This window comes from Bradyrhizobium sp. SZCCT0231 (genome assembly GCF_018130245.1).
Taxonomy (GTDB): domain Bacteria; phylum Pseudomonadota; class Alphaproteobacteria; order Rhizobiales; family Xanthobacteraceae; genus Bradyrhizobium; species Bradyrhizobium japonicum_F.
Map to the genome: position 1 here is coordinate 358,127 of NZ_JAFCKP010000003.1, position 13,894 is coordinate 372,020.

Genomic DNA, 13,894 nt, shown 5'->3' on the forward strand with positions numbered 1-13,894 from the left:
CCAGATCGCGCCAAAACCCGCCGAATGGGGGCCGGAGCCCTGATCGGAAACGGATTGGCGCGGAAGGAAATGCGGCAACGCGCTCCAGCCAGCGAGACTTGTCGGCACGTCACCTCATTCCGGTATTGGAGATCGGTCCATATGAAGACTCTTCGCCTTCTGACCGCGGTCAGCATCGCAGCGCTCATTGCCGCCCCGTCGGTCGCCTCGGCCCAGCAGAAAACGCTCTATGTCGCCGGCTATGGCGGCTCGTTCGAGAAGACCATCCGCGACGAGGTGATCCCGGCCTTCGAGAAGGAGAACGGCGTCAAGGTCGAATACGTTGCCGGCAATTCCACCGATACGCTGGCGAAACTCCAGGCGCAGAAAGGCAATCAGCAGATCGATGTCGCCATCGTCGACGACGGTCCGATGTATCAGGCGATCCAGCTCGGCTTCTGCGGCAAGCTCGACGGCCTGCCGGCCGATCTCTACGACACCGCCCGTTTCAAGGACGATCGCGCGGTCGCGATCGGCATCGTCGCCACCGGCCTGATGTACAACACCAAGGTGTTCAAGGAAAAAGGCTGGGCGCCGCCGACCTCGTGGAACGACCTGAAAGACACGAAATACGCCAAGCAGCTCGTGATCCCGCCGATCAACAACACCTATGGTCTCGAAGCGCTGGTGATGCTGGCGAAGATGAACGGCGGCGGCGAGACCAATGTCGATTCCAGCTTCAAGATCTTCAAGGAGCAGATCAATCCGAACGTGCTCGCCTATGAGCCGTCGCCGGGCAAGATGACCGAGCTGTTTCAGTCCGGCCAGGCCGTGATCGCGGTGTGGGGCACCGGCCGCGTGCAGAGCTTCGCCAATACCGGCTTCCCCGTCGACTTCGTCTATCCCAAGGAAGGCGCGGCGACGCTGCTGACGACGGCGTGCCCGATCAACAAGCCCAATGCTTCGCCGCTGGCGGCGAGCTTCGTCAAGATGCTGCTCGACCCGAAGATCCAGCTCGTGATGCTCAAGGATTACGGTTACGGCCCGGTGCTGAAGTCGCTGGTGATCCCGCCGGAGCTCGGCAAGATGGCGCCGATCGGCGAGCGCGCGGCCAAGCTCTACAATCCGGACTGGACCGTCATCAACGAGAAACGCGAGGAGTGGACCAAGCGCTGGAATCGCGAGGTCGAACGCTGACCGGTCGCAGCGGAGACAGCGTCATGGCCTATCTCGAGCTCGATCGGGTCGCCAAGCAGTTCGGCGCCCAGACCGTCGTCGACGACTTCAGCCTGTCCGTGGGGAAGGGGGAGTTCATCTCCTTCCTCGGCCCGTCCGGCTGCGGCAAGACCACGACGTTGCAGATGATCGCGGGCTTCCTCGATCCCACGCGCGGCGCGATCCGCCTCGAGGGCAAGGACCTGACCGCGATCCATCCGGCGAAACGTGGCCTCGGCATCGTGTTCCAGAGTTACGCGCTGTTTCCCCACATGACCGCGGCGGAGAATGTCGCCTTCGGCCTCGAGATGCGTGGCGTGCCGCGCGCTGAAAGGTCCGAGCGCGTCCGCGCCGCGCTCGCGATGGTGGGGCTCGCCGGTTACGAGGACCGCCATCCGCGCCGCATGTCCGGCGGCCAGCAGCAGCGCGTGGCGCTGGCGCGCGCGCTTGTGATCAAGCCGAGCGTGCTGCTGCTCGACGAACCGCTGTCGAACCTCGACGCCAAGCTGCGCGAGGAGATGCAGATCGAGCTGCGCCAGATCCAGCGCACCATCGGCACCACCACCATCCTGGTCACGCACGACCAGAACGAGGCGATGTCGCTGTCCGACCGCATCGTGGTGATGAGCCAGGGCAAGATCGAGCAGATCGGCACGCCGCAAGAGACATATGAGAAGCCCGCTTCGGCTTTCGTCTCGCAGTTCCTGGGCAAGACAAATGATTTTCCCGGGATGATCGACCGGGTCGTATCGCCTACCCAGTTGGTGGCAGGCTCCTGGCGCGCGCCGGCGCCGGCCGGGCTCGGCGGACCCGTGACAGTGAGTGTTCGCCCTGAACGAATCGGCTTTGGTGATACGGGGCTCAGCGCCAAGATTATCACGCGCATCTTTCAGGGGAATCACTGGCTGTTTCAGTGCGATAGCGAATGTGGTCCGGCCATCGTGATCCGTCAGAACGATGGCAAGCCGCAGCCAGCCGAAGGCGAGGCAGTACGTCTCACGTGGCGGCCGGAGGACATGAGCGTGCGCGGCGGAGCCTCCGCATGAGCATGGCCGCCGACGAACGAAACGCCCGTGCGCCGTGGGCGCTGACGGCGCCCGCCTTGATGCTGTTCGTCGGCGTGCTGCTGATTCCGCTGGCGATGACGGTGATGCTGTCGTTCCACGATTGGGGCCAGTACAAGGGCATCGAGCCGGTCTTCATCCTCAAGAACTGGCACGAGATCGCCACCGATCCGTATTACGCCGAGATGTTCTGGCGGACCTTCCGCATCGCGATCCTGACAACGCTGCTCACCGCACTGTTAGGGGCGCCCGAAGCCTACATCCTCAACCGCATGAGCGGCCGCTGGAAGAGCTTCTTCCTGCTCGTCATTCTCGGGCCGCTCTTGATCTCGGTGGTGGCGCGCACGCTCGGCTGGGCCTTGCTGTTCGGCGGCAACAACGGCCTCGTCAACAAGCTCCTGATGTCGCTCGGCGCGATCCGCTCCCCCATTCCCTTCATGTTCACCGAAACCGGCATGGTCGTCGCGCTCGCGCATGTGATGATGCCGTTCATGGTGCTGTCGGTGTGGGCCGCGCTCCAACGGCTCGATCCGCAGATCGAGAATGCCGCGATGTCGCTCGGCGCTGGTCCCGTCACCATCATCCGCCGCATCATCATGCCGCAAATCATGCCGGGCGTTCTGTCGGGCGCGATCATCGTGTTCTCGCTCTCGGCCAGCGCCTTTGCGACGCCCGCGATCATCGGCGGCCGCCGGCTCAAGGTCGCGGCGACGCTGGCTTATGACGAATTCCTCAACACGCTGAACTGGCCGCTCGGTGCTGCCGTCGCGACGCTGCTGCTGGTGGCGCTGGTGCTGATCGTCGTCGGCAGCAACGCGCTGATCGAGCGCCGTTATGCGGAGGTGTTCCGATGAGACGGAACGGCTCGCTGGCGCTGATCTTCCACACCATCTTCGTCATCGTCATGGTGGCGCCGATCCTGGTCGTCTGCCTCGTTGCCTTCACGCCCGAAGGTTTTCTGTCGCTGCCGACCAACGGCTTTTCGTTGCGCTGGTTCAGGACCATCGCGAACTACCCCGAATTCATCCACGCCTTCTGGGTCAGTCTTGGACTCGGGGCGCTCTCGTCCTTGGTGGCACTGCTGTTCGCGGTGCCTGCGGCGCTGGCAATCGCGCGCTATCGCTTCCGCGGTCGCGATGTGCTCGCGGCTCTCTTCCTGTCGCCGCTGATGATCCCGCATGTCGTACTCGGCATCGCCTTCCTGAGATTCTTCACCTCGGCCGGTCTCGGCGGCAGCTTCGCCGCGCTGATCATCGCGCACGTCATCATCGTGTTTCCGTTCGCGCTGCGGCTGACGCTGGCGGCTGCGACCGGCATGGATCGCTCGGTCGAAATGGCCGCTGTCTCGCTCGGTGCGGTCGGCTGGACGCTGTTCCGCCGTGTGACGCTGCCGCTGATCCTGCCCGGCGTCATCAGCGGCTGGGCCCTCGCCTTCATCCAGTCCTTTGACGATCTCACCATGACCGTCTTCCTCGCGGCACCCGGCACCGAGACGTTGCCGGTGCGCATGTTCCTTTACATCCAGGACAACATCGATCCGCTGGTGACGTCGGTCTCGGCCTGCGTGATCGCGATCACCATGACCGCCCTCATTCTGCTCGACCGCTTCTACGGGCTCGACCGCGTGCTCGCCGGCAAGGGCGATACGGGACGATAGGAGAACCTATGCGAACGGACTACGACGTCGCCGTCGTCGGCGGCGGACTGCTCGGCTCCGCCATTGCCTGGGGCCTCGGCCGGCTCGGCAAGAAGGTCGCCGTGCTCGACGAAGGCGACATCACCAAGCGCGCCTCGCGCGCGAACTTTGCGCTGGTCTGGGTGCAGAGCAAGGGGCTCGGCATGCCCGCCTATACGGTGTGGACCGTGCAGGCATCGCAGGCATGGGGCCGGCTTGCCTCCGAGCTGAAGCAGCAGACCGGCCTCGATGTCTCGCTGCAGCAGAACGGCGGCTTTCATCTCACTCTCGGCGAGGACGAATTCGGCCAGCGCGCCGAGCTCGTCAAGCGCATGCACAACCAGGTCGGCGCGGCCGACTACAAGATGGAGATGTTGCGGCCCTCCGAGGTCAAGAAGGCGCTGCCGCTGATCGGGCCCGAGGTTTCCGGCGGCAGCTATTGTCCGCTCGACGGCCATGTCAATTCGTTGCGCACGTTTCGCGCGTTCCACACCGGCTTCAGGGCGTTCGGCATCGATTATTTTCCGGAGCGGCCGGTGTCCGCGATCAGCAAGAGCGGCGGTGAATTCCGCCTGACGACGCCCAAGGGCGAGCTGCGTGCCGCCAAGATCGTGCTCGCCGCGGGCAATGCCAACCAGACGTTGGCACCGATGGTCGGTCTTTACGCGCCGATGGGGCCGACCCGCGGCCAGGTCGTGGTGACCGAGCGCACCATGCCGTTCCTGCCGCATCCGCTGACCACGATCCGCCAGACCGATGAGGGTACGGTGATGATCGGCGACAGCAAGGAGGACGAGCTGGACGATCGCACGCTGAAGCCGTCGATCAGCGGCGTCATGGCCGACCGGGCGCAGCGGATGTTCCCGCATCTGTCGCGGCTCAACGTGGTCAGGAGCTGGTCCGGCATTCGCGTCATGCCGCAGGACGGCTTTCCGATCTACGACCAGTCGGAGACGCATCCCGGCGCCTTCGTCGCCTGCTGCCATTCCGGCGTGACGCTCGCCTCCAACCATGCTTTCGAGATCGCGCGCATGGTGGGGCAGGGCGCGCTCGAGCCGGAGCTGGTCGGTGCGTTCTCGGCCAGCCGTTTTGGTGGCGCGGGCGCTGCCAACAGCAGCGGCTATTGAAGAGTCTGAGAAGGAGCCAAGAGGCACCCCATGTTTAGACGATCCGAACAGGACAAGCGGCCACAGGTGCAGATCTTCGTCGACGGCGTCGCCGTCGCGGCGCGCCAGGGCGACACCGTGTCCGCCGCGCTATTGGCATCCGGTCAGGACGCACGCCGTTCCACCGCAGTGAGCGGCGCGCCGCGTCTGCCCTATTGCATGATGGGCGTGTGCTTCGACTGTCTCGTCACCATCGATGGCGTCGGCAATCGACAAGGCTGCCTCGTGCCCGTCGCCGAAGGCATGCAGATCGAGATTCAGAAGGGCAAGCGGGAGATCGGAAAATGACTGTGGCTCCCAAGCGCGACGATTACGACGTCGTGGTGATCGGTGCCGGGCCTGCGGGCCTCGCCGCCGCTGCGACCTCCGCCGAGGCGGGCCTGTCGACGCTGCTGCTCGACGAGAACATCGGCCCGGGTGGTCAGGTGTTTCGTGCCATCGCCTCGACTCCCGTGACCGATCGCAACCAGCTCGGCGCCGATTATTGGGTCGGTGCCGATCTCGTGCAGTCGCTGTGCGCAAGCAACGCGGAGGTCATCCAGCGTGCGACCGTCTGGAGCCTCGACCGCAATCTCGACATCGCCGTCTCGATCGGCGGCGCCTCGGCCTTCGTCAAGGCGAAGCGCGTGATCCTGGCGACCGGTGCGCTGGAGCGGCCGTTCCCGATTCCAGGCTGGACGCTGCCGGGCGTGATGACCGCAGGCGCGGCGCAGACCATGCTGAAATCCTCGGCGCTGGTGCCCGACGGGCGCACGGTGATCGCGGGGCAGGGGCCGCTGCTCTGGCTGCTCGCCGCGCAGATCCTGCGGCTTGGCGGCCGCATCGATCGCATCCTCGACACCACCGAACGCGGCAATTATTTCGCAGCGCTGCCGCACGCCTTCGCGTTCCTGACCTCGCCCTATTTTGCCAAGGGCCTGTCGATGATGCGCGAGGTGAAGGCGAAGGTGCAGGTCGTATCCGGCGTCGTCGAGCTCTCCGCCTCCGGTGATGGTCAGCTCGCCAGCGTGAGCTATGTCGCAGGCGGCAAGCGCGAGACTATCGCTGCGGACCTGTTGCTGCTGCATCAGGGCGTCGTGCCCAACGTCAATCTGGCGATGTCCGCCGGCATCGAGCATCGCTGGGATGATCTGCAATTGTGCTGGTCACCGGTGCTGGACGCGAGCGGCAATTCGTCGGTCGCCGGCATCGCGATCGCCGGCGATGGTGCGGGCATCGGTGGTGCCAATGCAGCCGTGGTGCGCGGTCGCATTGCCGCGCGCGCAGCGGTCGAGGTACTGGCGCCCGCTTCTGCCGCAAAACTTCCCGCAATGGCAACGCTCCGCGCCGATCTCGCCAAGGCCGAGCGTGGCCGCCTGTTCCTCGACACGCTGTTCCGCCCCGCGCCGCAGTTCCGCATTCCCAAGGGCGACACCATCGTCTGCCGCTGCGAGGAGGTGACCGCGAAGGACGTTCTGGATTCCGTCGCGATCGGTGCGACCGGGCCGAACCAGCTCAAGGCCTATCGCCGCACCGGCATGGGGCCATGTCAGGGCCGGCTCTGCGGCCTCACCGTCACCGAGCTGATGGCGCAGGCGCGCGGGAAGACGCCGCAGGAGATCGGCTATTACCGGCTGCGCGCGCCGGTGAAGCCGATCACGCTCGCCGAGCTCGCCGCCGTTCCGAAGAGCGAAGCCGACGTCAAGGCCGTGGTGCGCGGATGAGCAAGAACGTGGATGCGATCGTCATTGGCGGCGGCATCCACGGATGCTCGACCACGTTGCATCTGTGCCTCGCCGGCCTGAAGCCGGTGCTGATCGAGAAGGACTATGCCGGCCGCCACGCTTCCGGCGTCAATGCCGGCGGTGTACGCCAGCTCGCGCGGCACATTCCCGAGATTCCGCTCTCGATCCGCTCGATGGGCATCTGGGAGAAGATTTCAGATCTCGTCGACGACGACTGCAGCTTCGAGAGCTACGGCCAGGTGCTGGTTGCCGAGAACGAGGATGAGCTCGCCGTCTGCCGCGCCCGCGTCGCCGAGCTCAACGCGCTCGGCTTCACCCATGAGGAGCTGATCGATGCTGCCGAATTGCGCCGGTTGGTGCCTGCGGTGGCCGAGACCTGTCCCGGCGGCGTGGTCTCACGCCGCGACGGCGCGGCCAACCCGGCGCAGACGACGACGGCGTTCCGGCGCAAGGCGGAGCAGCTAGGTGCGACCGTGCGCGAAGGCGTGGCCGCCGGCAACATCCGGCACCGTGACGGCCTCTGGCATGTCGATGTCGGCAATGAAACCTTTGCCGCGCCGGTGCTGGTCAATGCCGCCGGCGCCTGGGCCGGCAGGATCGCGGCTGATCTCGGCGAGCCGGTGCCGGTCGAGACCGTGGCGCCGATGCTGATGATCACCTCGCGCGTGCCGCACTTCATCGATCCCGTCGTGATCCTGCGCGGGCGAAAGCTGTCCTTCAAGCAGTTCAAGAACGGCACCGTGCTGATCGGTGGCGGCCATCTCGCGACGCCCTATCAGGACCGCAACGAAACGGTGCTGGACTGGAAGAGCCTTGCCACCAGCGCGCAGACCGTGTTCGAGCTGTTCCCGGTGATGCGCAGCGCGACCATCGTCCGCGCCTGGGCCGGCATCGAGGCCAAGATGAAGGACGACATCCCCGTGTTCGGGCCGAGCTCCCGTCACAGGGGACTCTATCACCAGTTCGGCTTCTCGCTGCATGGCTTCCAGCTCGGCCCCGGCGCCGGCGCCGTCATGGCGGAACTGATCGTCAACGGCGGCACCCAGACCCGCATCAGTGATCTCGGCATCGACCGCTTCCATCCCTCCACGCTCTAAGAAGAGGACATCATGAGCATCACCCGCAGCATCCGCACGCCCATCATGCACCGCGCCGTCGAGGCAGGCGGCTTCGTCTTCCTCGGCGGCACCATCGCCGACGACACCTCGGTCTCGATGGGCGAGCAGACCCGCAATATCCTCGGCAAGATCGCCGGCTACCTGAAGGAAGCGGGAACCGACAAGTCGTGCGTCGTCAGCGCCTCGATCTTCGTCACCGATCTCTCCAAGAAGAAGGAGATGGATGCGGCCTGGACCGAGTTCTTCGGCGACAACCTCCCCACCCGTGCCACAGTCGGCGTCGCCGATCTCGGCGGCGGCGCGCTGATCGAGGTGGTGGTGACCGCGCTCAAGGGCTGAACGCGATAGGCCGGCGAAGGACGTCAGCGCTCTCCGCGCCGTCGTCCTTCGCGCCGTGCCTTGATCTCGCCCTTCGATGGGACTACCTAGGGAGTTCCTCAATCAGGATAGTCACAGCCATGGATTTCACCCCGACCGCAAAGCCCACCTGCCTTGCCCACGGGGAATTCCATGCCTGCTTCGATCACGCTGTCCGACCTGTCGCTGTCCACGCCTGACGGCCGTTCTCTTCTCTCCAACATCGATCTGACATTCGCGGCCGAGCGAACCGGTCTCGTCGGCCGCAGCGGCGTCGGGAAGACGACGCTGCTTGCGTCGATCCTAGGGGAACATGCTCCGCAATCGGGGCGCGTTCGGATCAACGGCACCATCGGCCTGCTGCGCCAGGACGTGCAGGTCCTTGCCGGAGCGACCGTGGCCGACCTGTTCGGCGCCCGCCAGGCGCTGGACCTGCTTCGCCGTGCGGAGCGCGGCGACGCCTCGGCCGACGATGTCGCCGCGATCGACTGGACGCTCGACACGCGGCTCGAGGCCGCGCTGGCGCGCCTCGGGTTCGATCCGTCTCCCGACACGGAGCTGTCTTGCCTGTCCGGGGGCCAGATCACGCGGGTTCGACTCGCCGCACTGGTGTTCGCCGAACCCGACTTCCTGCTCCTGGACGAGCCCACCAACAATCTCGACAGGGACGGACGCAGGGCGGTGACCGATCTCCTCGCCGCCTGGCGCGGCGGCGCGATCGTCGTCAGCCACGACCGGAGCCTGCTGGAGACCATGGATGCGATCGTCGAGCTGACGTCGCTCGGAGCCACGCGATACGGCGGCAATTGGAGCCGGTACCGCGCGCAGAAGGCGGTCGAACTCGCCGCCGTCAGGCATGACCTCGCGCATGCCGAGAAGCGTCTGTCCGAGATCGACGGCAAGGCACAAGAGGTCGCGGAAAGGAAAGCGCGCAAGGACAGCGGCGGCAGGAAGAAGCGCGCCAAGGGCGACATGCCGCGCATTCTGGCCGGCGCGCGCAAGGATCGCAGCGAGGATACCGGCGGCAAGAACGCACAAATCGCCGAAAGGCGGCGTGCGGAGGCACTCGAGGCCGTCGACACGGCGCGCCGGCGCGTCGAGATTCTCCAGCCGCTGTCGGTCAAGCTGCCTGCGACTGGCCTGCCAGCGGGCAGGGAGGTGCTTTCGCTCGACCGGATCAGCGCCGGCTATCGGCCGGAGCGGCCGGTCTTGTGCGATCTTTCGCTTACGATCGTCGGACCGGAACGCGTCGCGCTGGTCGGGCCGAACGGTTCCGGCAAGACGACGCTGCTGAGACTGATCGCGGGCGAGCTGCGCCCGCTCTCGGGCACCGTGAGGGGCCGGCCGGACTTCGCGTTGTTCGATCAGAAGGTCAGCCTGCTCGATCCCGCGCTCTCGATCCTGGACAATTTTGGGCGCTTTAATCCGAACGCGGGGGCAAATGAATGCCATGCCGCGCTGGCGCGGTTCATGTTTCGCGCCGATGCTGCCTTGCAGATCGTCGGCAGCCTGAGTGGCGGACAGTTGTTTCGTGCAGGCCTTGCTTGCGTGCTTGGCGGAGCACCACCATCATTGCTGATTCTGGACGAGCCGACCAACCATCTGGATATCGAGTCGATCGAAGCCGTTGAAGCAGGCTTGCGCGCCTTTGACGGCGCGCTGCTTGTCGTCAGTCATGACGAGGCATTCTTGCGGGCAATCGGGGTCACGCGGCGGCTCGATCTCGCCGACGGACGTGAGTCCACAGGCTCATCGTTCGAGTAACAAAAACCCGACGCCCTGCCCCCAGCGCGTCGGGTGGAAAAAATGAGTATCAATCCGTGATCCCAACGCCATCGTTGTGACGCGTATCTCGGCGATTTTCCACTCCGGGAAACTACCGCATCGGGGCCGCGCGGTGTTAAGCGCCTCCGCCCGGTTCCAGCGCCTCGCCGATCTCCAGCGGATGGGCCATGGTCTCGTGCAGCGCGTCGCGGTCGAGCTCGCCTTCGGAGATGCTGATGACGACGCAGGCGACGCCGTTGCCGATCAGATTGGTCAGCGCGCGGCATTCGCTCATGAACTTGTCGATGCCGACCAGGATCGCGATCGACTGGATGGGGATATCAGGCACGATCGAAAGCGTCGCGGCGAGCGTGATGAAGCCGGCGCCGGTCACGCCCGAAGCGCCCTTCGAGGTGATCATGGCGATGCCGAGGATGCCGAGCTCCTGCCAGATGGTCAGATGGGTGTTGGTGGCCTGCGCCAGGAACAGCGTCGCCAGCGTCATGTAGATGTTGGTGCCGTCGAGGTTGAAGCTGTAGCCGGTCGGGATCACGAGGCCGACCACCGAGCGCGAGGCGCCGAGATGCTCCATCTTCTGGATCATCTGCGGCAGCACCGTCTCGGAGGAAGAGGTGCCGAGCACGATCAGCAGTTCGTCCTTGATATAGGCGATGAAGCGCAGGATCGAGAAGCCGGCGAGGCGGGCGATCGCACCTAACACGATCAGCACGAACAGGATGCTGGTGAGATAGAACGTGCCGATCAGGGCGGCGAGGTTGAGCAGCGAGCCGAGTCCGTAGGCCCCCACGGTGAACGCCATCGCGCCGAAGGCGCCGATCGGCGCGACGCGCACGATGATGCGGATGATGCCGAAGAACATCTTCGCCGCCTTGTCGATCGCGTCCGCAATGGGCTCGCCAGCCTTGCCGAGGAAGGCGATGGCGAAGCCGGAGAGAATCGAGATCAGCAGCACCTGCAAGAGATCGCCGCGCGCGATGGCGCCCAGATAGCTGTCGGGGATGATCGCCATCAGATGGGCGACGATGCCTTCTTCCTTGGCCTTGGTGACGTAGGTCGCCACTGATTTCGGGTCGATCGTGGCGGGATCGATGTTGAAGCCGTGTCCGGGCTGGAGCACCTCGCCGACCAGCAGGCCGACCGCGAGCGCGACGGTCGAGACCGTCTCGAAATAGATCAGCGACTTCAGCCCGACCCGGCCGACACGCTTGAGATCGCCCATCGAGGAGATGCCGTGCACCACGGTGCAGAAGATGACCGGCGCGATCATCATCTTGATCAGCGCGATGAAACCGTCGCCAAGCGGCTTCAAGGCCTTGCCGAGATCAGGATTGAAATAGCCGATCAGCACGCCGAGCACGATCGCGATCAGGACCTGGACGTAGAGGATCCTGTACCAGGGCTGGTGCCGGCGATGGATGGCTGGCTGGATCGCGACTTGTGTCATAGAGTGAGCCCCGGAACGCATTGATCTTGCAGGATTTGAATCTTGCATGACTTGCATCATGTGATGGCCGCCGCAGAAGCGACAATCACATTTTTGTCTGTTCGCACGAAGATCGGGTCGTTGCGCCGCAATTGGGGGAAACATGTCGACTGCAACAGGCTCGGACCAGCAAGGCTATTTTCCGCGCTGGACGTTGAAGACCTCGGGCGTGATCATGCCGGAGGAGCGGCTGTCCTGGAGCCAGACCGTTGTCTCCGGTCTTCAGCATTGCGTCGCGATGTCGGGCTCGACGATCATCGCGCCGCTGCTGATGGGGTTCGATCCCAATGTTGCGGTCCTGTTCTCCGGCATCGGCACGCTGATCTTCTTCGTCATCGTCGCCGGGCGCGTGCCGAGCTATCTCGGCTCGAGCTTCGCGTTCATCGCCGTCGTCATCGCCGCCACCGGCTATGCCGGGCAGGGACCGAACCCGAACCTGTCGGTTGCGCTCGGCGGCATCGTCGGCGCCGGGGTGCTGTACGGCCTGATTTCGCTGGTCGTGATGTGGTCCGGCGTCGGCTGGATCGAAAGGCTGCTGCCGCCGGCCGTCACCGGCGCCGTGGTCGCCGCGATCGGCCTCAACCTCGCGCCGGTGGCGGTCAAGGCGGTGAGCGGAGGCGCGTTCGACACCTGGATCGGGCTCGCGACCGTTGTGATCATTGGCGTGGTGGCCGTTGCCGCTCCAGGCCTGTGGCGCCGCCTGCCGATCATCCTCGGCGCGATCGGCGGATATCTCTTGTACTTGCTGTTCGCAAACGGCCTCGGCTTCGGCAAGCCGATCGACTTCACGCAACTCTCGGCCGCGCCGTGGCTCGGCCTGCCGAGCTTCACTGCGCCGAGCTTCCATGCCGATGCGATCTTCCTCATCGCGCCGGTTGCGGTCATTCTCGTCGCCGAGAACCTCGGGCACATCAAGGCCGTCGGCGCCATGACGGGCCGGAGCCTCGATGCCTATCTCGGCCGCGCCCTGTTCGCCGACAGCCTCGCGACCATCGTGGCCGCCTGCGGCGGCGGCACCGGCGTCACGACCTATGCGGAGAATATCGGCGTCATGGCGGCGACGAAGGTCTATTCCACCTTGTTGTTCGCCTTCGCGGCCACGGTGTCGATCCTGCTCGGCTTCTCGCCAAAATTCGGCGCGCTCATCCTGTCGATCCCCGGTCCCGTCATCGGCGGCCTCTCGATCGTGCTGTTTGGGTTGATCGCGGCGATGGCGGGACGGATCTGGGTCGAGAACAAGGTCGACTTCGCAAATCCCGCGAACTTGATGACCGTCGCGGTGGCGCTCACCGCAGGCGCCGGCGATCTCACGCTCAAATTCGGTGCGTTCACGATCGGCGGAATCGGCACCGCAACCTTCGGCGCCATCATCCTGTACCAGATCCTGGCCTTGACGCCCGACCGCCACGCCGAATGAATCGCAGCAATGCGTTGAGAGATGGAACAAACCGCCGGTTCCCTCGATGATCAGGCATCCCGGAGATCACACTCATGCCACAAACCGATCGTTCAACCTCGTTTCAGTCGCGTCTCGCAGGCCAATACGCGCTGGTGACCGGTGCCTCACAAGGCATCGGCCGCGCCGTCGCCGTCCGGCTCGCCCAGGAAGGCGCAACCGTCGCCATCAATTATTTCGAGAACGTGGAGCGGGCGGAGGAGACGCTCGCGCTCGCTCGCGCAGCTTCGAGCGATCGCGGCCACGGCGAGCCCGATCATTGTATCGTCAGGGCCAATGTCGGCGATGAGCAGGACATTGCCGCGATGTTCGAGGCGATCCTTTCGCGCTGGAAACGTCTCGATTGTCTCGTCAACAACGCCGGCTTCCAGAAGGAATCGCCGAGCGAGGCGCTCGACGTCGACACCTATCGCCGCATCATCGACGTCAATCTCAATGGTGCCGTACTCTGCGCGCAGAAGGCGCTCGCTCACTTCGTCGCACGCGGTGGAGGGGGCTCCATCATCAATTGCTCCAGCGTCCACCAGATCATCCCGAAGCCCGGCTATCTCGCTTATTCGATCAGCAAGGGAGGCATGGCCAATCTGACGCGCACGCTGGCGCTCGAATTTGCCGGCCGGGGCATCCGCGTCAACGCGGTGGGTCCGGGCGCGATCGACACGCCGATCAACGCGGCATGGACCGGCGACCGCGAAAAGCGCGGCGTCGTTACCAGCCACATTCCGCTGGGCCGCGTCGGCACGCCGGAAGAGATCGCCGCCGTGTTCGCCTTCCTCGCCTCGGAGGACGCGAGCTACATCACTGGACAGACCCTCTATGTCTGCGGAGGCCTGACGCTGTTCCCTGAATTCCGGGAGAATTGGGCGAGCTGA

13 protein-coding genes are annotated in these 13,894 nt (G+C 65.1%); 12 read left to right on the forward strand and 1 reads right to left on the reverse strand.

Annotated features, from left to right (window positions below; genetic code table 11):
• Positions 1 to 141: 141 nt before the first annotated feature.
• The 10 genes from JQ566_RS12060 to JQ566_RS12105 all read left to right on the forward strand — a co-directional run bounded on the left by JQ566_RS12060 (position 142) and on the right by JQ566_RS12105 (position 10,062).
• Positions 142 to 1,176 (forward strand): ABC transporter substrate-binding protein, encoded by a 1,035-nt coding sequence (locus JQ566_RS12060; protein WP_212372446.1) that lies wholly within the window; start codon positions 142 to 144, stop codon positions 1,174 to 1,176.
• A 23-nt stretch (positions 1,177 to 1,199) separates the two neighbouring features.
• Entirely contained in the window at positions 1,200 to 2,240 is a 1,041-nt protein-coding gene (locus JQ566_RS12065; RefSeq protein WP_212372447.1) for an ABC transporter ATP-binding protein, read from the forward strand.
• Complete coding sequence (locus tag JQ566_RS12070) at positions 2,237 to 3,112, forward strand: ABC transporter permease (protein WP_212372448.1); 876 nt, start codon at positions 2,237 to 2,239, stop codon at positions 3,110 to 3,112. Before JQ566_RS12065 ends, JQ566_RS12070 begins: the two co-directional genes overlap by 4 nt.
• The gene (locus JQ566_RS12075; protein ID WP_212372449.1) at positions 3,109 to 3,915 is read left to right on the forward strand and encodes an ABC transporter permease; all 807 of its coding nucleotides are present in this window, start codon (positions 3,109 to 3,111) and stop codon (positions 3,913 to 3,915) included. Before JQ566_RS12070 ends, JQ566_RS12075 begins: the two co-directional genes overlap by 4 nt.
• An 8-nt stretch (positions 3,916 to 3,923) precedes the next feature.
• Complete coding sequence (locus tag JQ566_RS12080) at positions 3,924 to 5,060, forward strand: NAD(P)/FAD-dependent oxidoreductase (RefSeq protein WP_212372450.1); 1,137 nt, start codon at positions 3,924 to 3,926, stop codon at positions 5,058 to 5,060.
• A 30-nt stretch (positions 5,061 to 5,090) separates the two neighbouring features.
• Positions 5,091 to 5,387 (forward strand): (2Fe-2S)-binding protein, encoded by a 297-nt coding sequence (locus JQ566_RS12085; RefSeq protein WP_212298280.1) that lies wholly within the window; start codon positions 5,091 to 5,093, stop codon positions 5,385 to 5,387.
• On the forward strand, positions 5,384 to 6,802 hold the full coding sequence (locus JQ566_RS12090) for a (2Fe-2S)-binding protein (protein WP_212372451.1): 1,419 nt from the start codon (positions 5,384 to 5,386) through the stop codon (positions 6,800 to 6,802). The genes JQ566_RS12085 and JQ566_RS12090 overlap by 4 nt, the downstream gene beginning before the upstream one ends.
• A complete protein-coding gene (locus tag JQ566_RS12095; protein WP_212372452.1) occupies positions 6,799 to 7,920 on the forward strand; it encodes an NAD(P)/FAD-dependent oxidoreductase in 1,122 nt (373 codons plus the stop codon). Before JQ566_RS12090 ends, JQ566_RS12095 begins: the two co-directional genes overlap by 4 nt.
• A gap of 12 nt (positions 7,921 to 7,932) precedes the next feature.
• On the forward strand, positions 7,933 to 8,280 hold the full coding sequence (locus tag JQ566_RS12100) for a RidA family protein (RefSeq protein ID WP_212372453.1): 348 nt from the start codon (positions 7,933 to 7,935) through the stop codon (positions 8,278 to 8,280).
• Positions 8,281 to 8,451: 171 nt separating this feature from the next.
• Positions 8,452 to 10,062 (forward strand): ABC-F family ATP-binding cassette domain-containing protein, encoded by a 1,611-nt coding sequence (locus tag JQ566_RS12105; RefSeq protein ID WP_212372454.1) that lies wholly within the window; start codon positions 8,452 to 8,454, stop codon positions 10,060 to 10,062.
• Positions 10,063 to 10,198: 136 nt separating this feature from the next.
• On the opposite strand, the gene JQ566_RS12110 is transcribed toward JQ566_RS12105, so the two are convergent.
• A complete protein-coding gene (locus JQ566_RS12110) occupies positions 10,199 to 11,527 on the reverse strand; it encodes a dicarboxylate/amino acid:cation symporter (RefSeq protein ID WP_212372455.1) in 1,329 nt (442 codons plus the stop codon).
• A 142-nt stretch (positions 11,528 to 11,669) separates the two neighbouring features.
• On the opposite strand from JQ566_RS12110, the gene JQ566_RS12115 reads away from it, so the two are divergent.
• Together JQ566_RS12115 and JQ566_RS12120 are read left to right on the forward strand one after the other, a co-directional pair.
• Positions 11,670 to 12,983 carry a solute carrier family 23 protein gene (locus tag JQ566_RS12115; RefSeq protein WP_212372456.1) on the forward strand — a complete coding sequence of 438 codons (1,314 nt, stop codon included), beginning with the start codon at positions 11,670 to 11,672 and terminating at the stop codon, positions 12,981 to 12,983.
• A 74-nt stretch (positions 12,984 to 13,057) separates the two neighbouring features.
• Positions 13,058 to 13,894, forward strand: a complete 837-nt coding sequence (locus JQ566_RS12120; RefSeq protein WP_212372457.1) for an SDR family oxidoreductase — start codon at positions 13,058 to 13,060, stop codon at positions 13,892 to 13,894.